At 67.0% G+C, this 23,810-nt stretch carries 13 protein-coding genes and 2 pseudogenes; 10 read left to right on the forward strand and 5 right to left on the reverse strand.

Annotated features, from left to right (window positions below; translation table 11 throughout):
- The 4 genes from G6N30_RS07350 (at window position 1) to G6N30_RS07365 (ending at window position 5,036) form a co-directional block, all read left to right on the forward strand.
- Window positions 1–876 carry a class I SAM-dependent methyltransferase gene (locus tag G6N30_RS07350; protein ID WP_134051494.1) on the forward strand — a complete coding sequence of 292 codons (876 nt, stop codon included), beginning with the start codon at window positions 1–3 and terminating at the stop codon, window positions 874–876.
- An 8-nt stretch (window positions 877–884) separates the two neighbouring features.
- Window positions 885–2,363 (forward strand): flavin-containing monooxygenase, encoded by a 1,479-nt coding sequence (locus G6N30_RS07355; protein WP_134051493.1) that lies wholly within the window; start codon window positions 885–887, stop codon window positions 2,361–2,363.
- A 534-nt stretch (window positions 2,364–2,897) separates the two neighbouring features.
- The gene (locus G6N30_RS07360; protein WP_234880054.1) at window positions 2,898–4,586 is read left to right on the forward strand and encodes a PE-PPE domain-containing protein; all 1,689 of its coding nucleotides are present in this window, start codon (window positions 2,898–2,900) and stop codon (window positions 4,584–4,586) included.
- 36 nt (window positions 4,587–4,622) lie between these two features.
- Window positions 4,623–5,036 (forward strand): DoxX family protein, encoded by a 414-nt coding sequence (locus tag G6N30_RS07365; RefSeq protein WP_134051492.1) that lies wholly within the window; start codon window positions 4,623–4,625, stop codon window positions 5,034–5,036.
- Here G6N30_RS07365 and G6N30_RS07370 read toward each other — a convergent pair.
- Complete coding sequence (locus G6N30_RS07370; protein ID WP_134051491.1) at window positions 4,990–5,421, reverse strand: SRPBCC family protein; 432 nt, start codon at window positions 5,419–5,421, stop codon at window positions 4,990–4,992. The two genes, G6N30_RS07365 and G6N30_RS07370, sit on opposite strands and share 47 nt — an antisense overlap.
- A gap of 17 nt (window positions 5,422–5,438) precedes the next feature.
- Here G6N30_RS07370 and G6N30_RS07375 point away from each other — a divergent pair, with 17 nt between their 5' ends.
- On the forward strand, window positions 5,439–5,987 hold the full coding sequence (locus G6N30_RS07375) for a DUF2505 domain-containing protein (protein ID WP_234880053.1): 549 nt from the start codon (window positions 5,439–5,441) through the stop codon (window positions 5,985–5,987).
- Here G6N30_RS07375 and G6N30_RS07380 read toward each other — a convergent pair whose 3' ends face one another.
- Window positions 5,988–7,871: a CocE/NonD family hydrolase gene (locus tag G6N30_RS07380; protein WP_407664712.1), complete on the reverse strand. Its 1,884-nt coding sequence runs from the start codon at window positions 7,869–7,871 to the stop codon at window positions 5,988–5,990.
- Window positions 7,872–8,065: 194 nt separating this feature from the next.
- On the opposite strand from G6N30_RS07380, the gene G6N30_RS07385 reads away from it, so the two are divergent.
- The gene (locus G6N30_RS07385) at window positions 8,066–8,875 is read left to right on the forward strand and encodes an SDR family NAD(P)-dependent oxidoreductase (RefSeq protein ID WP_134051489.1); all 810 of its coding nucleotides are present in this window, start codon (window positions 8,066–8,068) and stop codon (window positions 8,873–8,875) included.
- On the opposite strand, the gene G6N30_RS07390 is transcribed toward G6N30_RS07385, so the two are convergent.
- Complete coding sequence (locus G6N30_RS07390) at window positions 8,850–9,725, reverse strand: SDR family NAD(P)-dependent oxidoreductase (protein WP_134051488.1); 876 nt, start codon at window positions 9,723–9,725, stop codon at window positions 8,850–8,852. The genes G6N30_RS07385 and G6N30_RS07390 overlap by 26 nt on opposite strands.
- 218 nt (window positions 9,726–9,943) lie before the next feature.
- Window positions 9,944–10,681 (reverse strand): hypothetical protein, encoded by a 738-nt coding sequence (locus tag G6N30_RS07395; protein WP_134051487.1) that lies wholly within the window; start codon window positions 10,679–10,681, stop codon window positions 9,944–9,946.
- A 237-nt stretch (window positions 10,682–10,918) separates the two neighbouring features.
- On the opposite strand from G6N30_RS07395, the gene G6N30_RS07400 reads away from it, so the two are divergent.
- Window positions 10,919–11,626 carry a thioesterase II family protein gene (locus G6N30_RS07400; protein ID WP_134051500.1) on the forward strand — a complete coding sequence of 236 codons (708 nt, stop codon included), beginning with the start codon at window positions 10,919–10,921 and terminating at the stop codon, window positions 11,624–11,626.
- Between the two features lie 21 nt (window positions 11,627–11,647).
- Here the strand turns inward: G6N30_RS07400 and G6N30_RS07405 are convergent, their stop codons facing one another.
- Window positions 11,648–12,070: a hypothetical protein gene (locus G6N30_RS07405; RefSeq protein ID WP_134051486.1), complete on the reverse strand. Its 423-nt coding sequence runs from the start codon at window positions 12,068–12,070 to the stop codon at window positions 11,648–11,650.
- A gap of 327 nt (window positions 12,071–12,397) precedes the next feature.
- Here G6N30_RS07405 and G6N30_RS07410 point away from each other — a divergent pair, with 327 nt between their 5' ends.
- From G6N30_RS07410 to G6N30_RS27435, 3 genes and pseudogenes are all read left to right on the forward strand, one after another.
- On the forward strand, window positions 12,398–14,179 hold the full coding sequence (locus G6N30_RS07410) for an AMP-binding protein (RefSeq protein ID WP_134051485.1): 1,782 nt from the start codon (window positions 12,398–12,400) through the stop codon (window positions 14,177–14,179).
- A pseudogene (locus tag G6N30_RS27330) lies at window positions 14,179–19,670 on the forward strand (acyltransferase domain-containing protein). The gene G6N30_RS07410 and the pseudogene G6N30_RS27330 overlap by 1 nt, the downstream one beginning before the upstream one ends.
- A gap of 19 nt (window positions 19,671–19,689) precedes the next feature.
- A pseudogene (locus G6N30_RS27435) lies at window positions 19,690–23,433 on the forward strand (type I polyketide synthase); the annotation flags it as partial.
- Window positions 23,434–23,810: the final 377 nt, after the last annotated feature.

Below are 23,810 nucleotides of genomic sequence, written 5' to 3' on the forward strand. Positions count from 1 at the left end.
ATGACCTCAATGAGCTGGAAGACCCGGCGCAGCATCCCCGCTCCGCAGGGCGACCGGGTGCACGTCGAGTTGAGCGGGCCGCCGCAGACCATGCTGGACATGGTGTACGCCAAGGCTCTTGACGCCGATTCGGACCGGCCGATCCTCGGCGACACCTACGCCAAGAAACTCATCTCGCAGGTGGACTACGACCCCCGGACGAGCCCGATCACCAAACAGCGCCGCCGCCAGGTGTCGTCGATCACCGTGCGGGGCGCCCAATTCGACATCTGGGTGCGCGAATTCCTGCAGACCCATGAGCGGGCAGTCGTGCTGCACCTCGGCTGCGGGCTGGACAGCCGGGTGTTCCGGGTGGACCCCGGACCCGGAGTGGAGTGGTTCGACGTGGACTTCCCCGACGTCATCGCCCTACGGGAGCAGTTCTATCCGACGCGGGACCGTTACCATCTGGTCGCCGCTTCGGTCACCGACCCGGCGTGGCTCGACGACATCCCCACCGACCGGCCGGTGCTGCTGCTCGCTGAAGGAGTGAGCATGTACCTGCAGGAGCGCGACGGTGTCGCGCTGCTGCGCCGGGTGGTCGAGCGGTTCCCCGCCGGCGAGTTGCAGCTGGACTTCTGGAGCCGGTTCGGCACGAAAGCCATGCGCAAGAACAACACCGTGGTGCGCTGGTCGGGTTCGACGCTCGGATGGTCGGTCGACGGTCCCGAGGACATCCTGAGGGCCGTGCCCGGAGTGCGCGTCGTCAAGGCCATTTCGATCTTCGACGCCGAGACCGCACAACGGCTTCCGAGGGGTCTCCGCCGGTTCACCCGGGTGGCCTCGCACACCCCGGTGCTGCGCAAGCTCGTCGGGTTGCACCGCTACGCGTTCTGATTCCGACGATGAGCGCAGACGAACTCGACGCCATCGTCGTCGGTGCCGGTTTCGGCGGGATGGGCGCAGCCATACAGCTCAAACGCTGTGGCTACGAGCGGATCGCAATCCTCGATCGCGAGGACGACCTCGGTGGCACCTGGTATGTGAACCACTATCCCGGGCTGGCCGTCGACATCCCGTCGACCACCTACTCCTACTGGTTCGAACCGAATCCGACGTGGTCGCGGCTGCACGCACCGGGCGCCGAACTGAAGACCTACGCCGATCGCGTGGCCGACAAGTACGACCTGCGCCGCCTGATGCGGTTCAACACCACCGTCGACGGTGCCCGCTGGGACGAGGACGCCGAGCGGTGGCGGGTCACGCTCGCCGGTGGGGAGACCGTGTCGGCACGTTTCCTCGTCACGGCGACCGGATACCTCTCGCAGCCGCGGATTCCCGACATCGACGGCGTCAGCGGATTCGCCGGCACGATGATCCACACTGCACGCTGGAATGACGACTACCGGGCCCAAGGCAAGCGCATCGGGATCATCGGCACCGGGGTGACCGCGGTGCAGCTGATCCCGGAACTGGCCGCGAAAGCCGACGAGTTGACGGTGTATCAGCGCACGGCGATTTGGGTGGTGCCCAAGGTCGACTTCCCGATTCCTCCCGTGATCCGCCGGATCTTTGCGCGCTTCCCGGCGATCCAGGGTCTGCTCCGGCTGCTCACCGACGCGCTCGCCGAGGTCGGCATCTCGACGGCCGTGGTGAACTATCGGTGGACCAGACCGGTGAACTCGGTGGCTACGTGGGTGTCGAAGCTGCATCTGTTCGCGTCGGTCCGTGACAAGCGGACCCGCCGCATGTTGACGCCGGAATACGAATTCGGCTGCAAACGAACGACATTCAACAACGACTACTATCGCACGTTCACCCAGCCGAATGTGCGGCTGGAGACCGAGGGCATCGACCGGATCGAGGCCGACGGCATCGTCACCACCGACGGGCGCAAGACGCCGATCGACACGCTGGTGCTGGCGACCGGATTCGATCTGTGGGAGGCGAACTTCCCCGCCATCGAGGTGGTCGGCCGGGACGGCCGCAACCTCGGCAAGTGGTGGCGCGAGAACAGGTTCCGGACCTACGACGGTGTCACCGTGCCCTCGTTCCCCAACTTCCTGAACCTGGCCAGCCCGTATGCGTTCACAGGGGCGTCGTACTTCACGATGATGGAATGCCAGATGCGGCACATGGACCGGTTGTTCGGCGAGCTGCAGCGCCGGGGGAGCGCGACCTTCGAGGTCACCGAGGACGCGAGTGCCCGCCACTTCGAGCGCATGGCGAAACGCCTGGGCAACATGGTGTACTTCCGCGGCAACTGCGCGGCGTCGCGGTCCTACCATTTCCGCGGTGACGCGACGATCGTCCGTCCGAGTTCCCGAGGGCGCGCGCTCAGGGAGTCGACGAACTTCCCGCTCAGCGACTACGCGTTTCGCTGAAGCGGCGACCGTGGGCGCTGTCGAACGATCTTTGCTATCGACGGCCGACGTCGTTCTGGTCGGCTTTTCGCGCAAAGAGCGATGCGCCACCCCTGAGCAAACCGTTTGACTGAGGAATCAATCAGCGGGGAGCGGACGGAGTACGCGGCCGCGCCGGTGGACGTCGACGGCGTCTCGGCCGACAGCGACCTCCTTTTGCCGACGACTCCCCACTACGCAGGCCGAATACCGGATATTTCCGTAATACCGTTGGTACATGGTGGTTTCGGCGGGTGCCGGCCGAGCGATTACTTGATTGCGCCAGCGGTTTCCGGTAGCCGGATTCTTCCACAGGGCAATTCACACGGCGACCGTGGCGCGGGGTTGGAGGCCTCGGGTCACGTGCGACGATCGACGAAAATGCCGGTTGTCAGCGAAATGTATAACGCTACCGTTACGCGATGCGCTACGCTCGCCGATCAGGGGGGCATGAGTTAGCCCAAGCAGTATCACCCGGGGTGGAGGACCAACGTGGGGAATCATCGAGCGGTCGCTGTGGAGCAGCCGAAGAAGACATCGCAGCACCGTGGATCGACGGCGAAGGGCGCGACTGTCGCGTCGTTGATCACGACGGGCATGGCGATGCCGATTGCGGCCTTGTTCGGGCTCTCGTACGCCACTGACAGCCACCTCGCCGGGATCAACCCGGCCGCGGCCACGTCGATCTTCATCGACGGGACGAAGGACATTCTTCCGACCAACGATCCTCAGGGCACCGACCGCATGCGCGACGCGCTCAATGGCGCTTATGACTTGGAAGACAATGACGGCCCGAAAGGGAAGAACGTCTATATCGACTACCCGCGTGGATTCGGCGTTCTGACCGGCCTGACGGATCCCACGTATGACGAGTCGCGGGGCATTGCCAAAGACAAGACGATTCAGGCGATCAAGGACGCTCAGAACGACCCGGCCTACAAAGGTGACGCGATCTACGTCGTCGGCTTCTCGCAGGGCGCCAACGCCGCATCGGATGTCGTCGCACAGCTCGAGAAAGAGAACTACGACGCGTCGAAGGTGACCTTCGTGATGGTGGGCAACGGCGCCCGCAACGATGGCGGCTTGTGGGCCCGGCTCCCCGCAGGTGTCTACGTGCCGTTCATCGGGCTGAGCTTCGGCGCCTCCACCAACCCGGCGCCTTCGAACGACCCCAACGCGCCGCAGATCATCCTGATCAGCAAGCAGTACGACGGCGCCTCCGACGTGCCGAAGTACGTGATGAACCCGCTCGCGTGGGCCAACGCCGCCATGGGCTTCCTGTATGTCCACAACGGCTACTACCAAGACGTCGACATCAGCGATCTGGACACCAACAAGGACGGTCGGATCTCCGACGATGAGATCGCCGCGCAGCAGCTCGAGGATCCCGGCAAGTACATCATCACCAGAAACGGCAACATCACCGATGTGGTGATCAGGAACGAGGTCGGGGACCTTCCGCTGACACGACCGCTTCGCGACTTGGGAGTGCCTGAGGACGTCATCAAGGCGCTGGATCCGCTGCTGAGGGCCATCATCGAAACGGGCTATGACCGTCCTGTCGATGGCGGACTCTATCCGTCGAAGCCGGTACTCCTCGACGGAATGCCGGGCATCGATCAGTGGATCACCGACTTCAAGGCGATCGCCGCCGGGATGAAGCAGACCGAGAAGAATCTCGAGAACCTCAACAACGCCAATCTCATGCAGGCCGACGTCAAGACGGCCATGGAGAACCGTGCGATGGCGGCGCCAGAGTCCGGGGGACAGACCTCTCTTGCGCCTGCGACCACGCAGCAGGGTACTACGGGCCCGTCCGCCTACCCGGCGGACCCGACCTATAGCGCACCACCAGAGCAGCAGCTGCCGGCGGTGCAGACACAGGCGTCGCTCCCGCCGGCCCCGCCCGTCACTCCGCCGCCCGCAGGGACCGGCGAGGTCGACGGCCAAGAAGCGGTCACCAGGCCGGCGGCACCGGCACCGAACAAGTTCGTGTCCGGTATCCCCAAGGCGATCCAGGGCGCGGTCAAACAGGTTGTCGGAGCCTTCATCCCGAAACGCACGACCACCACGAAAACCACCACGCCGTCGACCCCGTCGGCCGATCCAGAGACGACCGATCCCGGACCGACCCAGACGGGTTCCGGTACCACCGACGGAGCTGGTTCCGGCACCGAGACGAATTCGGATCCCTCGACGCCCTGACGCACAGCCCAATCGACGTCTGCAGGAGGACGCCACATGCAGATCGCCATCGCGATCGTGTCCATCGGACTGGCCATCTTCATGGCCGTCGCGGGATTCCTGAACGTTTTCTTCATCGGCGATGCCCGTAAGAACCAGGCGCACCTGCGGATCTCGGTCGGCCTCACCCGCTTCATCGGCTGGTGTCAGTGGGCGTCGGTCGTCGGTTTGATCGGCGGGCTGTTCTGGCGACCGCTCGCGATCGCCGCGGCGGTCGGTCTGCTGCTCCTGCTGATCGGGGCGGTCATCGCCCACCACCGTGTCAACGACCCGGTCAAGGAGATGGTCCTCGCGATAGCGGTGTTCATCTTCTCGGCTTTCGTTCTCGCCGGGCAGATCTCACTGCTGGGTGACGATGACGGACTCAGTGTGGCGGAGCAGTCTCCGCCGACCGCGCAATATCCGCAGTGACCGCGGTGAAGGTCTGCTGGAGCTGGCCCCGCGCCATCCGATCGAAGAGCCCGGCGAAGGGACCGGTCATGATGACCCGCTCGGTCAGGACGGTTCCGTCCGCCGACCCGTCGATGACGTGTTCATAAGTCAGTGTCAGCCCCGGGAATCTCGTGACGGATGTCCAGATCTTCGGTGCGTCGACGCGGGTGAGGGTGGACTTCGTCTTGACACCGCCCTTCACCTTCACCGTCACGGTCGATCCCACTGCGAACTCACCGTCGACCGCGCCGACCTCGATGACGTCGCCGGGCCATCCCTCGGGTGCGGTCCAGACTTCCCAAACGCGTTCCGGCGCTGCGGAACACCGGGACGACCCCTCGACCGATCGCTGCTTTCTGCCCATCGGTCCATGATCGCACCGTGGCGAGCGTCGCGGAGCTGAAACCGATAGGAGTGGCGACGGTGGCGCGCACATTCGACGTGTCGATCGAATCACCGGTCCAAGTGGCCGACATCCTGTCGGCCTTCGGTGACGAGAAGTACTGGCACGCAAGGCTGGCCGCATTCGGCAATGGATCCGCCGCGTTGTCGGCTCTGGAGGTCGCTGCCGACGGTTGCGTGACGGTCACGGTGACACTGGGTCTGCTCCGCGATCGATTGCCCAAGGTGGTGACCCAGGTGCACCGCGGCGATCTCGAAATGGTGCGCACAGAGACCTGGACACCAGGCGACGAGGGGGAAGTGAGCGGTGACATCGCCATCGCGGTGACGGGTGCACCGCTGTCGGCCACCGGACGGGCGAAGATCCAACCGGCGGAGATCGGCTCGCACCTCACCTATTCCACGACGGTCGCGGTGAAGGTCCCGATCGTCCGTGGCCGCATCGAGAGCTTCATCGGCGGTTACACCGTGGACGAGATCACCCGTCTGCAGGACTTCACCACCGGCTGGATCACCGGGCGGCTTTGATCAGGCCGGCATGACGACCGGCAGGTCGATGTGCGAGGCGTGCAGCCGCCCGCGGTGCACGGCGAGCGTCGGCGGCGTGCCGTCCGCAACCGCGAAGTGGCTCGCATCCGCTCCGGCGATCGCGATGCGAAGCCGGTGCCCCCCGCGGACGAGATACGAGGTCGGCACCAGATCGAAGGTCAGTTCGGTGATCTCGTGTGCGATCAGGGGCTTCGCGTCCCCGCGGTTGAACGTGCGGTACGGAACGTCCTGACGATACGGCGGCGGGAGGGCGCTGATGGGACGGCAGGCGGCCCGGAGCAGCCCTTCGGTGACATAGGCGATCCGGCCACGGGTGTCGACGTCTTCGAGGTAGACGAACAGGTTGGCGTCATCGGCCGTCGAGCTGACGAACAGCGTGACCATCGGGTGACCCGTGACCTCGAGCGGGCTGACCAGTGGTGCGGAGGTGTAGGTCAGCAGTTTGCGGTCGGCCCCGCTGCGTTCCGGGTACCGCACCGCCTCACCGATCGCCACCTGTGTGCGCCACCGCGAGTGCTCACCGGTGCCCGCCGTCACGTCCACGCGGTACTCGTCGGCCGCGCGATCGTCCTGCGGTGCAGCGTCGGTGAGCATCCTGCCGCTCGCGAGATAGAACCTCCGGGTGGTCGCGGCCGGTGGCCACGTCGAGGCCGCCTTCCAGCGGCCCTCGCCCATCGTGAAGTAGCGCACCCTCGGTTCGGACGCCAGGCCGCTGTTCCGCTGACCCAGATGCTCGTCGAAGAACCGCAGCAGTTCGCCCTCGTGATCGAACGTCGACTTGGCCGGTGCGCGGAACGGCTCGATGTGCCATCCACCCCCGTGACTCCACGGGCCGAGAATCAGCCGGTGGACGGGGGTGGACACGGTGTGGAACCGCTTGATGGCCGAATGCGCGTATGCCCCGTCGAACCAACCGCTGTAGCTGTAGACGGCGGCGCCCGACGCCTCGACGTCACGCCAGTAGTTGTGCGGGCTGAACAGGTTGATGCTGCCCGCCTCGTCGATCGGGTTGCCGATCAGCGGCGGTGCCTCTTCGCCGGCCCGGTGGTACGGGTCCGACGGCGCGACGTCGTCGCGGAAACTGAGGGACTCGGCCTGCCGGTGGATGTCGTAGTTGGCGTCGTGCGCCGCGATCGCCTGCGCACGCAACGAGCGGTCTCGGTCACCGTCGACCGGTTGCACCCCCGTCACGAACAGCCTCACCCACCAACCGGCCGCGTCCCACGGCGCATTCCGGTCCAGCGCCGCGTTGTAGCGGCCCCACGTCTCGGTGAACCAGCGGGCGCGGACACCGCCGGGGAACGCGATGTCGCTGTAGGCGTCGAAGGGCGAGAAGCGCGGCGCCACGGCCCGAACGGCCGGGTGGCGGTTGACCAGCAGCAGTTCGGCCGCACCGCCGCTGTAGGAACTGCCCAACGCGCCCACCGCACCGTCCGACCACGGTTGGCGGATGATCCAGTCGACCACTTCCGCGCCGTCTCGGATCTCGTCCGGTGACCATTCGCAGACACGGTGGCCGAACGAGGCGCCGGAACCGCGCACGTCGACGTCCACCCAGGCGTATCCCGCCCCGACGAAACGCCGCCGGCATGCCACGGTGGACGGAATGTGGTGGAACGGTTTGCCGCGCATCGCGGCGCGCGCGGGCTGGCGCAGTTCCATGGCCCGGTAGTACCGGGTCTGGTTGATGATCGCCGGCATTCGCGCCCCAGCGGGCCGGTGCGTCGGGAGGTACAGGTTGACCGCGATCCGAATACCGTCACGCATCGTGAGATAGCGTGATTGGCAATACATTCCGGGCTTATGCGGCGGCACCGCCTGGTTCTCGTGCCACACGTGGTCAGCGTCGCTGCGCACCATCACCCTCCGGGTCCGACGGTAACGGCTCGGCAGTGGCTGCGCCAGACGGACGGCGAAGTGACGTCAGAGAATTTGTGCACGCAAGGTCCTGGCGGACGACCGGGTGATGTGGTCGGTGTTCACCTGCCAGCTCCGCGTATCCCCGGGTATCGTCCGATCTGGCAAGCGATCAGCAACGGATCCGGGGGAGACGCACGGTGACTCGAGACTTCTCTGGAGCTGTTGCGCTCGTCACCGGCGGCGGCGCGGGTATCGGCGCCGCACAGGTGAAACTCCTCCGTGCACGAGGCGCGACGGTGTGCGCGGTGGACATCGACGAGGAGGCGGCCCAGAGTAGCGGCGCCGACCTGGCGATCGGCGCGGACGTCGCTGACCGCGAGGCGATGGCCGCCGCGGTCGACCGGGTGCTCGAGCGATTCGGCAGGCTCGACGTCGTGTTCTGCACGGCCGGGATCACCCACCTGCCCGCGACGGTCCGCTCGCTGAAACCGGGTGAGGCGCAGCGGGTCATCGAGGTCAATCTGATCGGCACCCTCAACACGATCGAGCCGGCGATCGAACCACTGATCGCCGCGCGCGGTCACATCGTCGTGGTGTCGTCGATGGGTTGGCCGCCGAACACCGAATACGGGACTCTGCTGCCCGCAGTGGGCGGCGTGGCGTACTCGACGAGCAAGACCGCCGTGGAGATGCTCGGCCGCGGGCTCCGAATGGAGCTGTCCCAGTACGGCGTCGGGGTGACGATCACCTATTTCGGTCCCATCGACACGGCGATGGGCAGGTTGACGCTCAGTCCGGCGCCCAAGGCCAAGGAGCGCATCACCGTCGGGCCGGAGAAGGCGGCGGTCGCGGTGCTGCGTGCGGTCGAGCGCGGCAAGGTGCGCGCGATCATCCCCGCCCGCTGGAACTTCCTCAACATCGTGCGGCCGTTGGGTGTGCACCTCGACAACCTCTTGCTGCGCAGCAAGACTCAGCGCGAGTTCATCCGGACATACGACTCCGGCTGAGGCCGCGGCGGCCCGCGGTCGACTGCGGCGCGCTGAACCGGTGGACGAGACCGAGCGCGCGGGTGTATGTGGCGGGAGCGAGGCGGGTGACCCGCCAGCCGACTTTGGCGTCGAGTTGCGGAAAGCAGTAGACACCGCCGCGGTCATGGGTGTCGAGGCACTTTCGAACGACCCGCTCCGGCGTGATCCCGGTCAACCTCATCGCGCGCCCGCCTCGCTGGGCGGATTCCGCTGTGAGCCTGCCGGATTCGACGATATTCGTCTTGACGAACGTCGGGCACAGCGCGGTCACGTTGACCCCGGTGCCGTTCAATTCGGCGGCCAGTGTCTCCGAGAGCGACAGCGCTGCCGCCTTGGTGACGCTGTAGACGGCCAGGTTGGGGCTGGCGCCGAAGGCGGCGGCTGACGCGACATTGATGATCCCGCCGTAACCGGCGGCCCGCAGGATCGGGGCGAACACGTGGCAGCCGTGGATCGGCCCCCACAGGTTGATGCTGAGCGCCCACGACCAGTCGTCGAGCGGGGCCTCGCCGATCTGCCTCCCGCCGACCACCACGCCGGCGTTGTTGATCACCAGCGTCGGAGGCCCGCCGAACCATGCCTGCGCCTGCTCCGCCAGCTGCTCCACGTCCTCGATCCGCGATACGTCACACCGCACCGCGATCGCCTGACCGCCCCGAGCGGTGATCGCTTCCACCGTCCGGGCCGCGGCGTCGGGGTTGATGTCACTGCACACCACCCGGCCTCCCCGCGCCGCGAGTTCCAGCGCGAACGCGGCCCCGATCCCGCTGCCGGCACCGGTGACGACCGACGAGGCGCTGTAGCTGCGCCTCGCTGACTTCCGCGACACGTGATTTCCCCTCCCCGCGGTCCGCCCGAGCGAGCCTCACCCTGCCCGGCGGATCGGTTGACGCGGTGCCCGTACACCGCGGCCGGCGCCGCACGCGCACGCGGCAATGTCCGACAGCACGTCACCCTACGCAGAAGCCGCGCGGTTCGGCGGGGTTCGCGAAAAGCAGCAACCACAGCGGGCCCGCTGTCGACGGTCGCGCGCCCCGTCGAGACGGGTCAGTGCACGTCGGCGCCGCGGAGCCAATTGACCCGCCGGCGCCAGGAGTGTGCGGATCCGAACGCGAAAGCGCCACCGCAGATGCATGCGAAGGTCCACACGACAATGCTGCCGTTCACCGCTTGCAGTGGGTCGAACAACGCGGTGGTGACGCGAACTGCGCAGGCGATGACGCCGGCCGCGGAGGCCACCAGGTACACGTTGGCGATTCGACGCGACCTGGGGTCCCTGCGGAGAACCAGTAACGCGCGCGAGGCGTAGACGAGGAGATACACCAGCATGCCGCAGAGCAGCAGCCAATACACGTCAAGCCAGAAGTCGGTGGGGACGTCGAAGAAGTCGGGGCGGTACACCGCGGCACCGTTTCCCAACGTGAAGGCGGCCAGCAGGAGAGGTATGCACAGCGTGGCCGGGCACTGGATGTAGTACCTGAACTTCTCCTGCAGAACGTGGTCGTCGCCCAGCCTCCCCAGGGCGTTGTACACAACTGCCGTGGCGGCGACGATGTAGCAGTCGTGACCGATGTAGTCCTCGAGGTTCCACACACCGGTGAGGCGATACATGACCGGGCCCAACGCTTCTGAGGCCGCCGGCGACATCAGTGCCACCGCACAGGCCTGCAGTGCGATGTTGAGCGTGGCGGCGACCTCCCACCGGCATGACCACGTCACACGTCTGACCCACAGACTCCATGCGAGGCAGGCGAGCGTGACGGCGATCAGCGATGCAAGGCTCATGGACACTGCTCCGGTCGGGCAACTCTCGTGCTGCCGCGAGCATAAGCCTTTGTGAGGCAAGATCACCACGGATCGCACACCTGGTTACTTCCTGTGGCACCTCGAAGCCGCTTCACAGCGAAGCTCCATCACCGCCGGAACGCTCCCGGAGTATGACCGGTCCTGGTCGTGACGGCGACGCCCGTTCCGGACGCGAAAGTCTGGTTTCTTGGACGCTTCGTCGGGTACTGTGCCGACGTGGACGGGCACACGCCGAAGCTCTATATCTTCCCGCACGCCGGCGGGTCGGCACAGTACTACGTGCCGTTCGCCAGCGCGTTCTCCGACGACATCAAACGTATTGCCGTCCAATACCCCGGGCGAAGTGGCACCCACGAGCTGGCGTCGTTCACAGGGATTCCCGAGCTGGCCGGGCGGGTGTGCAAGACGCTGTCGCCGCTCGAATCGTCGGGGAGTGTCGCGTTCTTCGGTCACAGCATGGGTGCGTTGTTGGCCTTCGAGGTCGCGCGGCGCTTCGAAGCGCAGGGCAGCCCGGTGGCGGCGCTCTTCGTGTCGGCATGCGCCGCACCGGGCCGAGTGGGCTACGAGTACATCCCCGAGTCGGACCGCGGCTTGCTCGACGCGTTGGAAGAGATGACCGGTGCAAATCCGGAGTTCCTCGAGGACGAGGAATTCGCTGCCAAGATCTTGCCGACATTGCGCGGGCTCAAGGCGATCGCGAACTACGAATGTCCGCCCGATGCAACCGTGTCGTGCCCCATCTTCGCGTTTCTGGGTGATGAGGACGAGGTCGCCACTTACGAGAAGGTCGCGCACTGGTCGGAGCGAACGACCGCGGAGTTCGCGGCCCGAGTGTTCACCGGCCACCACTTCTACCTCAACGACCACTTGACCGAGCTGGTCAGTGATATCGAGAGCAAAATCCTGGCGTACTGCGGAGTTTGAGCGGCCGAGCGTGTGCCGGGCTCAGAGCGGCGGCAGTCCCTCGCGCTGCGGCAGCTCCGTCACGGAGGCTCCGGCGAGCGTCGACTTCTTCCGCAATTTCTTGCGGCTCTTCGTGATGGTTTGCGCGGGCACAGAATCCGGTCCATTGATCGCTTCAGCGAGCGAGGTGATCTCGATCGGGTCGATCAGCCGGTAACGGGTCAGCAGTTCGGCGCGGTTGATCCCGAGGTTTTTCGCGGCGGTGCGCAGGTTGTCCGCGTTGAGCAGCGTTCCCTTCTCCAGTTGGTCGTAGTACGTCGACCGGGGGAGCTCCATCGCTGTCCAGATCTCCTCCTTGCTCAGCGAGCGTCCGGTCAGATACGAGAGGACGGTTGAGAGCTCTTTGCGAGAGTCATCCGGAAACACCGGCTCAATGTATCCGGTTTGTCGGACATTCACAAGCATTCGTTTGGCGCCCCTAATTAACTCGTGACCGCCGCCACATCGCGGGATACGCACATGAACGCACTATGGCCTGCCGGCGGTGCGCATTTGATCATTAACCCGTCACCGAGTGCATTTTTACATCCTCAACCTCCTTCGCGCGGCGGACGGGCGCCTGGGAACGTTTGCGCACGTCCAAAGCCCTGGAACGGCGCAGAAAAGTCCGGATTATTGGACATTTCGGTGTTATTCTCGCCGCAGGTAATCAGCGCTCAAGTCAATTCGTCTGGGCGGAGTTTGCAGTCGGGGGCGACGCAACAACACATCTGACGACTGGGGAGGAGTCGTATCTTGGTCATCGAGTCGTCGATTCCAGCTGTGCTCGGCAATCTCGCACGCACGCAGCCGGATCGTTCCGCATACACCTTCATCGACTACGAGGCAGACCCCACGGGCGGCCTCGTCGAGACACTGACGTGGGCGCAGGTGTACCAGCGCTCGCGGGCCGTCGCGGATGAACTGTCGCGGTGCGGTTCGCCCGGTGATCGCGCGGCGATCGTCGCACCACAGAGCCTCGACTACATCGTGGGGTTCTTCGGGGCGATGCAGGCCGGGTTCATCGCCGTGCCACTGTCGGTGCCGCAATCCGACACCCATGACGAGCGGATATCGGCGGCGTTGCGCGACTGCTCACCGGCGGCGGTGCTGACGACGTCGGTCGCGGTCACCGACGTGGTGCCGTACGCCGTCGCCCAGTGGGGTGGCACGGCGCCGGCGGTGGTGGAGCTCGATGCGCTGCAGATCGACCCACTGGACATCCCGGATGCCGACGCGATCGATCATCCCGAGGAGGCCTATCTGCAGTACACGTCCGGCTCGACGCGCCAGCCGGCCGGCGTTGTGGTGACGCACCAGAACGTCATCGCCAACCTCGAACAGGTCTTCTCCGACTACTTCGAGAGCACCGGGAAGATACCGCCACAGGCGACGAACTTCGTGTCGTGGCTGCCCTTCTACCACGACATGGGCCTGGTCGAAGGAGTGTTCGCGCCGCTGTTGGCGTCACCGCAGACCGTCGACGACTTCCCCGGGCGGCCAGGTGTCCTGATGAGTCCCGTCGCGTTCCTCCAGAAGCCCGCCCGGTGGATGCAAATGCTGGCCGTCTACGGGCCTTCGTGGTCTGCGGCACCGAATTTCGCGTTCGATCTTGCGGCCCGCCGCACCACCGACGACGATCTCGCCGGACTGGACCTGGGCGGCGTGCTCGGCATCATCAACGGCAGCGAGCGGATCCACTCCGCCACGCTGCGGCGGTTCAACGAGCGGTTCGCACCATTCAACCTGCCCGCCACCACCGTGCGGCCCTCATACGGATTGGCTGAGGCCACCCTGTACGTGGCATCGGCACCGCTCGGCCATGCACCGGTCACGGCGCGGTTCGACACCGAGAAACTGGCCGCGGGCTACGCGATGCGCTGCGGCGCCGAAGGTGGCACCGAACTGGTCAGTCTGGGGTCACCGAGGGCATCGACGATACGCATCGTCGATCCGGAGACCCGGACGGAGAATCCCCAGGAGAAGATCGGGGAGATCTGGGTGCACGGGGACAATGTCGCCCAGGGCTACTGGCGAAATCCGCGACTCTCCGAACGCACCTTCGGAGCCGTGGTGGCCGATCCGGCGCCGGGCACTCCCGCTGGACCGTGGCTGCGCACAGGGGACCTCGGCGTCATGTCACAGGGCGAGCTCTTCATCATCGGCCGCATCAAGGACCTCCTGATCGTTAACGGGCGCAATCACTATCCGGATGACATCGAGGCGACAGTGCAGGAGATCACCGGTGGACGAGTCGCGGCCATTGCGGTGCCCGATGGCCACACCGAGCGACTGGTGGCCGTGGTGGAGTACAAGCAGCGGGGGGTCGCGGAGCACGAGATGGTCGACCGGCTCCGCACGGTGAAACGTGAGGTCACCTCGGCCATCTCGAAGTCCCACAGCCTGCGCGTGGCGGACCTCGTCCTGGTCGCGCCCGGCGCCCTCCCGACCACCACCAGCGGCAAGGTGCGGCGCTCGGCGTGTGTCGAACGGTACCGCCGCGGCGAGTTCAGCCGTCTGGATGTCGGTGTGTGATGCCGCGGCTGGGGGAGGCTGCGCTTCGGCAGTGGTTGGTCGATTATCTGGTGACCAATGTGGGGTGCAGTCCCGACGAGATCGACGTCGATCGGTCGATGCACGACTTGGGTGTGGGTTCGGCCGACGCGGTGGTGCTGTCGGGGGAGTTGTCGGAGTTGTTGGGTCGGTCGGTGTCGCCGGTGGAGTTCTGGCAGTACCCCTCGATCAGGGCGTTGGCGGCGTTTCTGACCGGAGCACGGTCCGAGGTGGCGGGTGAGGTGACCGGCCGGCGGGTGACTTCGGATGAGCCGGTTGCGGTGGTGGGTGTGGGGTGTCGGTTTCCGGGTGGGGTGGTTGGTGCGGAGTCGTTGTGGGGGTTGTTGATTGGTGGTGGTTCGGGGGTTACCGAGGTGCCGGTGGGGCGGTGGTCGGCGTTTGATGATGGGTCGCCTGAGGTTGCTGCGGTGTTGGCGGGGACGACGCGGTGGGGGGCGTTTTTGGATGATGTGGCCGGTTTTGATGCGGAGTTCTTCGAGATCTCGCCGCGTGAGGCGGTGAAGATGGATCCTCAGCAGCGGTTGTTGCTTGAGGTTTCCCATGAGGCGTTGGAGCATGCGGGGATTCGGGTTGATTCGTTGCGGCACAGTCAGACCGGGGTTTCGTGGGGCGTGTCAGGGGAGTACGGGTATTTGGCGTCTGCGGATCTGAGTCAGGTCGATGCGTGGTCGGGTACTGGTGGGGCGTTGAGCATCATCGCCAATCGGGTGTCGTATGTGTTCGATTTCCGGGGGCCGTCGGTGACGGTGGATACGGCGTGTTCGTCGTCGTTGGTGGCGGTGCATCTGGCGTGTCAGAGTCTGCGTAGCGGGATTCGGATGTGGCGTTGGCGGCGGGGTCAATCTGTTGTTGTCGCCGGCGGTGACACGCAGTTTCGATGCGGCTCAGGCGATGTCGCCGACGGGTCAGTGTCATGCCTTTGATGCTGCCGCGGATGGGTTCGTGCGTGGTGAGGGTTGCGGGTGGTGGTCCTCAAGCGGCTTGCCGATGCGGTGGGTGACGGTGATCGGGTGTTGGCGGTGGTGCGGGGTTCGGCGGTCAATCAGGATGGCCGGTCCAACGGGTTGATGGCGCCGAATCCGGGTGCGCAGATCGCGGTGTTACGGGCGGCGTGTGCCAACGGTGGGGTGGATGGGCGTGAGGTCGATTATGTCGAGGCGCACGGCACCGGCACGTTGTTGGGCGATCCGATCGAGGCGCGGGCGTTGGGCACGGTGCTGGGTCGTGGCCGTGGGCCGGATTCGCCGTTGTTGATCGGTTCGGTCAAGTCGAATCTGGGGCATCTGGAGGCCGCGGCGGGGATCGCGGGGTTCATCAAGACGGTGTTGGCGGTGCAGCGTGGTCATCTTCCGGCCAACCGCGGTTTCGGCCAACCCAATCCGCATATTCCCTTCGATGAGTTACGGCTGCGTGTGGTCGCCGCGCCCACCGATTGGCCCGCCACCGGACGGCCGCGGCGGGCAGGGGTGTCGTCGTTCGGGTTCGGGGGCACCAACGCCCATGTCGTGCTCGAACAACCCCCCACACAGCCGGTGGGGCAGACCGGCGCGGTGACCGATCCCGGGCAGCGTTGCGCGGTGACGACGTTGGTGGTCTCGGGCAAGACCCAGGCCCGGGTCGCCTCGATGGCCCAGGTGCTCGCCGACTGGCTCGAGGGTGCGGGCGCGGCTATCGGGTTGGCCGAGGTGGCCCACACGCTCAACCAGCACCGCACCCGACACGCCGTCCTGGCCACCGTGTGTGCCCGCGACCACACCGCCGCCGTGGCCGGGCTGCGTGCACTGGCCGCCGGGCACAACGCGCCCGGGGTGGTCGGCCCCCACCCCCAACCCCGCCGATCGGGCACGGTGTTCGTCTATTCCGGTCAGGGTTCGCAATGGCCCGGAATGGGCCAGCGGTTGCTGGCCGAGGAACCGGCATTCGCCGCGGCGGTCGCCGAGCTGGAAGCACCATTCCTCGAACAGGTCGGGTTCTCCCTGCAGCAGGTGCTCAGCGCCGGACAACCCGTGGTCGGTATCGCCCGCATCCAACCGGTCCTGGTCGCCATGCAATTGGCGCTGACCGCGCTATGGCGTTCCTACGGCATCGAACCCGACGCCGTCATCGGACATTCCATGGGCGAAGTGACCGCCGCGGTGGTCGCCGGCGCCCTGAGCCCCGCCCAGGGCCTGCGCGTGATCGCCACCCGCTCCCAACTGATGTCTGACCTGGCCGGGCAGGGCGCGATGGCACTACTGGAACTCGACCCCGACACCACCCACACCCTCATCCGCGACTACCCGACCTCACCGTGGCGGTCTACGCCTCACCCCGACAAACCGTGATCGCCGGCCCCCCACACCACATCGACGCCGTCATCGCCGCCGTCGACGCCCGCAACCGACTCGCCCGACGCATCGACGTCGACGTCGCCTCACACCACCCCACCATCGACCCCATCCTGCCCGCCCTGCGCACCGCACTGGCCGACCTGACCCCCCACACCCCAACCCTGCCCCTGATCACCACCACCGACCCCACCACCCCCGCCGACTTCACCGCCGACTACTGGGCCACCAACCTGCGCCACCCCGTGCAATTCACCCACGCCATCACCACCGCAGCCACCCAACACCACACCTTCATCGAAATCAGCCCACACCCCCTCCTCACCCACGCCATCACCGACACCCTCACCACCACCCACCACACCACCGCCACCCTCCACCGCCACACCGACGACACCCTCACCTTCCACACCAACCTCAACACCATCCACCCACCCCCCACCGACGGCGTCCATGAGCCCGAACCGCATCCGGTCCTGCCGACCACGCCGTGGCACCACGGCCACCATTGGGTGAACTTGGGCAGGCGGCGGGCGGCGGGTGGATCGGCACCGGCGCCGGGCACCCTGCTCGGTGAGCACATCACGCTGGCGACATCACCCCCCGCGCACCTGTGGCAGGCGCGGCTGGTGCCGGAGGCCAAGCCGTACCCCGGTGAACACCGCCTTCGTGGGGTCGACGTCGTTCCCATTTCGGTCCTGCTGCAGACGCTTTCGGTGGCGGCCGCCGAATGTGGTGCAACGGCCCTGCTGGATGTGGAGTTCGAGCATCCGATCGTCGTCGACCGCTCGAGGTCGATCCAGGTCGTCGCCGACGACCACTCGGTCACCGTGGCGTCGGCGGCCGAGCAGCAGACCTCCGGTCAGCGTTGGGTGCGGCACGCGAGTGCCCGCCTCGGCCACCGGCCCGAGCATGACGCCCCTGGTCCGGCTGCCGAGGCAGACGGTCGAGAGCTCATCGACTACGACGTGTCATCGGTCGACGAGCTCCAGCGGTCCTGGGGCGTCGAGGGGCGGCCGTTTCCATGGTCTGTCGGCCCTTGCCGGCAGACACCGTCCGGATTGCACGCGGAGGTCACCACACCGCAAGCCTCGACGGTCGCACTCCTCGATGCCGCTGTTCATCTCGCACGACTGGCGGACGGCTCGAACCCGGTCCTCATGGTGCCGGCCGGCGTCGGGCGGGTCCATCTCGCAGCGGGAGAGGTCGGCGCCTGCGGATCAGTCGAGGTGTATCGGCGCGGCGGCGGCGGTGGCGAACTCGTCGTCGACGTCGTGGTGAAGGGTCCGGACGGCCGGACGTCGGTGGACATCCGCTCGCTTCGATTCACGACTCTGGAATCAGATCCCGTACCGCAGAACGCCACCGACGCGGACCCCCGCACGTTCGTCCACGCGATCGAATGGCGTCCCTGGTCCGGGCCGTCCGGCCCGGGTCATTCCGACGGTCCGCTCGCCACGGTGGCGGTCATCGGCCGCGGTCTCGCAGCCGGCCGGCTGCGAGAGGTCCTGTCGGACAACGGCTACCGTTCAGCCGGCGCTGCCGACGCACGCTACGTCGTCTACGTGGCCGAGCCCTGCAGTACGGAGGAGACCGACGTCGGCTGCGCGGTCCGAATGTCGGGGGACGTGTCCCGACTCGTCCGTACGCTCTCGAGGCGGGACGGCCATCGGCCGGCCACATTGTGGATCGTCACCCGCGGTGTCCGGGAGTCGGGCACCGACGCCGCGGTGCGCCAGAGTTGCCTGTGGGGACTGGCCGGCGTCATCGGCGCCGAGCAGCCCGACCTGTGGGGCGGCCTGATCGACCTTCCAGACGACGACAACTCAGGACGATATGCGGCGGCCGTGTCGAGGGTGCTGCCGGTCGCGGCCGGAACCATCCTCGTGCTGCGTGACGGCGAGTTCTCGGCACCAGCTCTCGAACGGGTCTCGGGCCCTGCCGTACGAGAGCCGCTGCGGTGTCGTCCCGATTCGGCGTACCTCGTCACCGGAGGCCTGGGTGCACTCGGACTCCTGACGGCGGCGTGGCTCGCCGACCGGGGCGCCCGCCGCCTGGTGCTGGCCGGACGCACCGCCCTGCCGCCGAGAAGCGCCTGGGACAGCCATCGTGACGATCCCGTGCTGGCGCACAGGATCAGCGTCATCCGAAACCTCGAGATGCGCGGCGTCTCTGTCGAGTCGGTGGCTCTGGACGTCGGATCGCGTGAGGCGGTCCAGGCGCTGCTCGACCAGCGAGACCACCTCGGCGCACCGCCGATACGCGGGGTGATCCACGGCGCCGGCGTCGCCGAGAGCCGGCTCCTGACCGACGTGTCGGACGAGTCGCTGCGGCATGTGCTGTGGCCGAAGGTCGCCGGCGCACAGGCGCTGCACGATGCGTTCCCCGTGGGAAGCCTCGACTTCTTCTTCCTCACCGCCTCGGCCGGCGCCGTGTTCGGAGTCCCCGGCCAGGGCGCGTATGCGGCGGCGAATGCTCACCTCGACGGTCTCGCCCGAGCCCGCCGCCGACAGGGCGACCACACCATGAGCCTCGACTGGGTCGCCTGGCGGGGTCTCGGCTTCGCCGCCGGGGCCGACGTGGTGGACGAGGAGCTCCACCGGGTCGGATCCCGGCCGATCCAAGCGGAGGAGGCTTTTGCCGCCTGGGAGTACGCCCAGCGCTACGACGTGGCGCAAGCGGTGGTCGCCCCGTTGCCGGGTGCACGCGAGGAAGTCCGACCCGACGTCGGCCGCGGTCGCGGGGCGGGACGAGAGTGGACGCAGATGTCGGCCGACGAGATGCTCGACGAACTCGCGACGGGACTCAGAGCGATCCTGGCCGACGAACTGCAGATGCCGCAGACCGAGATCGAATCGGATCGGCCGTTCGCCGAGCTCGGCTTGAACTCGGTGATGGCCATGTCGATACGACGAGAAGCCGAGGAGCTGGTCGGCATCGAGCTGTCGGCGACGATGTTGTGGAATCACCCGACCATCGCGTCGCTGAGCGAATACATCGCCAACCGTCTGCGCCCCGGCGATGACGTGGCACCCGAATCCGAAACGGCGTCAGAGACCAGCGTTCTGGATGCGCTGTTCGCGGACGCGGAAACCGCTACCGCCGGCAGTGAGAGCGGTCGCTGATGACGACGAGGTGCACGGCATGACGTCCCTTCACGGTGAAGACGCTGTTCGGCAGTGGTTGGTCGATTATCTGGTGACCAATGTGGGGTGCAGTCCCGACGAGATCGACGGCGACGCCCCCCTGAGCGATCTGGCGGTGGGTTCGGCTGATGCGGTGATGATCGCCGGGGAGTTGTCGGAGTTGTTGGGTCGGTCGGTGTCGCCGGTGGAGTTCTGGCAGTACCCGACGATCAACACCCTGGCGCGGTTCCTCAGTGGTGCGCAGCACGGGGGAGAAGAAGAGACCGGCGCAGGCGGGGGGCATCGCTGGGCGGATGAGCCGGTTGCGGTGGTGGGTGTGGGGTGTCGGTTTCCGGGTGGGGTGGTTGGTGCGGAGTCGTTGTGGGGGTTGTTGATTGGTGGTGGTTCGGGGGTTACCGAGGTGCCGGTGGGGCGGTGGTCGGCGTTTGATGATGGGTCGCCTGAGGTTGCTGCGGTGTTGGCGGGGACGACGCGGTGGGGGGCGTTTTTGGATGATGTGGCCGGTTTTGATGCGGAGTTCTTCGAGATCTCGCCGCGTGAGGCGGTGAAGATGGATCCTCAGCAGCGGTTGTTGCTTGAGGTTTCCCATGAGGCGTTGGAGCATGCGGGGATTCGGGTTGATTCGTTGCGGCACAGTCAGACCGGGGTTTTCGTGGGGGCGTGTCAGGGGGAGTACGGGTATTTGGCGTCTGCGGATCTGAGTCAGGTCGATGCGTGGTCGGGTACTGGTGGGGCGTTGAGCATCATCGCCAATCGGGTGTCGTATGTGTTCGATTTCCGGGGGCCGTCGGTGACGGTGGATACGGCGTGTTCGTCGTCGTTGGTGGCGGTGCATCTGGCGTGTCAGAGTCTGCGTAGCGGGGATTCGGATGTGGCGTTGGCGGCGGGGGTCAATCTGTTGTTGTCGCCGGCGGTGACACGCAGTTTCGATGCGGCTCAGGCGATGTCGCCGACGGGTCAGTGTCATGCCTTTGATGCTGCCGCGGATGGGTTCGTGCGTGGTGAGGGTTGCGGGGTGGTGGTCCTCAAGCGGCTTGCCGATGCGGTGGGTGACGGTGATCGGGTGTTGGCGGTGGTGCGGGGTTCGGCGGTCAATCAGGATGGCCGGTCCAACGGGTTGATGGCGCCGAATCCGGGTGCGCAGATCGCGGTGTTACGGGCGGCGTGTGCCAACGGTGGGGTGGATGGGCGTGAGGTCGATTATGTCGAGGCGCACGGCACCGGCACGTTGTTGGGCGATCCGATCGAGGCGCGGGCGTTGGGCACGGTGCTGGGTCGTGGCCGTGGGCCGGATTCGCCGTTGTTGATCGGTTCGGTCAAGTCGAATCTGGGGCATGTGGAGGCCGCGGCGGGGATCGCGGGGTTCATCAAGACGGTGTTGGCGGTGCAGCGTGGTCATCTTCCGGCCAACCGCGGTTTCGGCCAACCCAATCCGCATATTCCCTTCGATGAGTTACGGCTGCGTGTGGTCGCCGCGCCCACCGATTGGCCCGCCACCGGACGGCCGCGGCGGGCAGGGTGTCGTCGTTCGGGTTCGGGGCACCAACGCCCATGTCGTGCTCGAACAACCCCCCACACAGCCGGTGGGGCAGACCGGCGCGGTGACCGATCCCGGGCAGCGTTGCGCGGTGACGACGTTGGTGGTCTCGGGCAAGACCCAGGCCCGGGTCGCCTCGATGGCCCAGGTGCTCGCCGACTGGCTCGAGGGTGCGGGCGCGGCTATCGGGTTGGCCGAGGTGGCCCACACGCTCAACCAGCACCGCACCCGACACGCCGTCCTGGCCACCGTGTGCCCGCGACCACACCGCCGCCGTGGCCGGGCTGCGTGCACTGGCCGCCGGGCACAACGCGCCCGGGTGGTCGGCCCCCACCCCCAACCCCGCCGATCGGGCACGGTGTTCGTCTATTCCGGTCAGGGTTCGCAATGGCCCGGAATGGGCCAGCGGTTGCTGGCCGAGGAACCGGCATTCGCCGCGGCGGTCGCCGAGCTGGAAGCACCATTCCTCGAACAGGTCGGGTTCTCCCTGCAGCAGGTGCTCAGCGCCGGACAACCCGTGGTCGGTATCGCCCGCATCCAACCGGTCCTGGTCGCCATGCAATTGGCGCTGACCGCGCTATGGCGTTCCTACGGCATCGAACCCGACGCCGTCATCGGACATTCCATGGGCGAAGTGACCGCCGCGGTGGTCGCCGGCGCCCTGAGCCCCGCCCAGGGCCTGCGCGTGATCGCCACCCGCTCCCAACTGATGTCTGACCTGGCCGGGCAGGGCGCGATGGCACTACTGGAACTCGACCCCGACACCACCCACACCCTCATCCGCGACTACCCCGACCTCACCGTGGCGGTCTACGCCTCACCCCGACAAACCGTGATCGCCGGCCCCCCACACCACATCGACGCCGTCATCGCCGCCGTCGACGCCCGCAACCGACTCGCCCGACGCATCGACGTCGACGTCGCCTCACACCACCCCACCATCGACCCCATCCTGCCCGCCCTGCGCACCGCACTGGCCGACCTGACCCCCCACACCCCGACCCTGCCCCTGATCACCACCACCGACCCCACCACCCCCGCCGACTTCACCGCCGACTACTGGGCCACCAACCTGCGCCACCCCGTGCAATTCACCCACGCCATCACCACCGCAGCCACCCAACACCACACCTTCATCGAAATCAGCCCACACCCCCTCCTCACCCACGCCATCACCGACACCCTCACCACCACCCACCACACCACCACCCACCACACCACCGCCACCCTCCACCGCCACACCGACGACACCCTCACCTTCCACACCAACCTCAACACCATCCACCCACCCCCCACCGAGGTGTCGCGATCAGCCACGGTGGTTGCCCCACTGTGGATCTCCCGTCTCGCCCGTGGCAGCAGTCGAGGTACTGGTTCGCAGGCAAGCCCGCCGGCAGGAAGGTCGCCGGTGGTCACCCGTTACTCGGAGTGCACGTCGAGATCCCCTCGGGCGACGGTCACGTGTGGCAGGCGGAGATCGACCCCGAGGCGACTGGATGGCTGGCTGACCATGCGGTGCACGGCCAATCCGTATTGCCCGCAGCGGGATTCGCCGAGATGGCGCTGGCCGCGGGCGCCGAAGCCCTCGGCCTGCGCGCCCACGCCGTCACGGTCGACCGGCTGGAGGTCGAGCAGATGCTCCCGCTGGACCGCCGGATCCAGGTGACGACCCGACTCGTTCGCGGTGCAGACCACGAGCACCGTTTCGAGATCTACACGCGCGCGGCCGAGGATCGATGGTGTCGGCATGCCGTCGCCCGGATCGCCGCCGCCCACGGGTCCGCTCCCCGCCCGCGGACCGATCCGTCGGAGGACTCCGGGACCGCGGTGTCGCCGACGGACTTCTACGCGGCCCAGCGCGAGGCGGGAGTGCACCGTGGGCCCGCGTTGCGCGCACTCTCACGGATCTCGCTGACGGCCGGCGGCCGGGCCGAGACCGAGATCGAGCTGCCCGAGGAAGCCGCACCGTATCCGGCCTACCGGATCCACCCGGCGATGCTCGATGCCGCGATACAGAGCCTGACCGTCGCGGTGCCGGGAAGAGGCATGGCCGATGTGGCCGACGAGCCCTATCTGCCTGTGGCACTGGGGTCGGTGCGGGTGTTCGCCGACGTCGGACGGTATGCCAGGTGCCGGGCCGATGTCGTGACCCTCGACGACGACGGCCGGGGCGCGCTGGGCCGGATCATCCTGATGAACGACTCGGGGACGGTGACCGCGGAGGTCACCGCCATCCAGTTGCGGCGAATGCCGCGCGGAGCGGTGCCGATGCCGCTGGTGCACAAGCTCTTCGACACCGTCTGGCAGCACACCGCGGTTCCCGCAGCGGCGTCCGGTCACGGTGGTGCCGCATCGACCCGGGGCTGGGTGGTGTTGGCCGGGGATGCGGATGCGAGAGCCGACGCGCAGCGGTTCGCCGACGCCGTCGGATCGTCGGGCCGCCCGGCGAACATCACGGACCTCATGGACGAGTCCGGGGTGTCCGCGGCGGTCGCCGACGCCGCTGCACGAAGCGAACGCCCGCCGGAAGGGGTGGTCGTCTTCGTCGGAGGAGGCCCCTTCGACGGTTCGGACGTCGCAGA

Source organism: Mycolicibacterium litorale, from assembly GCF_010731695.1.
GTDB classification, from domain to species: domain Bacteria; phylum Actinomycetota; class Actinomycetes; order Mycobacteriales; family Mycobacteriaceae; genus Mycobacterium; species Mycobacterium litorale.

Excerpts from the sequence above, each read along its gene's own strand:
- G6N30_RS07350 (WP_134051494.1), top strand. The coding sequence starts at position 1 with ATGACCTCAATGAGCTGGAAGACCCGGCGCAGCATCCCCGCTCCGCAG.
- G6N30_RS07355 (WP_134051493.1), top strand. The coding sequence starts at position 885 with ATGAGCGCAGACGAACTCGACGCCATCGTCGTCGGTGCCGGTTTCGGC.
- G6N30_RS07365 (WP_134051492.1), top strand. The coding sequence starts at position 4,623 with ATGCAGATCGCCATCGCGATCGTGTCCATCGGACTGGCCATCTTCATG.
- G6N30_RS07370 (WP_134051491.1), bottom strand. The coding sequence starts at position 5,421 with ATGGGCAGAAAGCAGCGATCGGTCGAGGGGTCGTCCCGGTGTTCCGCA.
- G6N30_RS07395 (WP_134051487.1), bottom strand. The coding sequence starts at position 10,681 with ATGAGCCTTGCATCGCTGATCGCCGTCACGCTCGCCTGCCTCGCATGG.
- G6N30_RS07405 (WP_134051486.1), bottom strand. The coding sequence starts at position 12,070 with ATGCTTGTGAATGTCCGACAAACCGGATACATTGAGCCGGTGTTTCCG.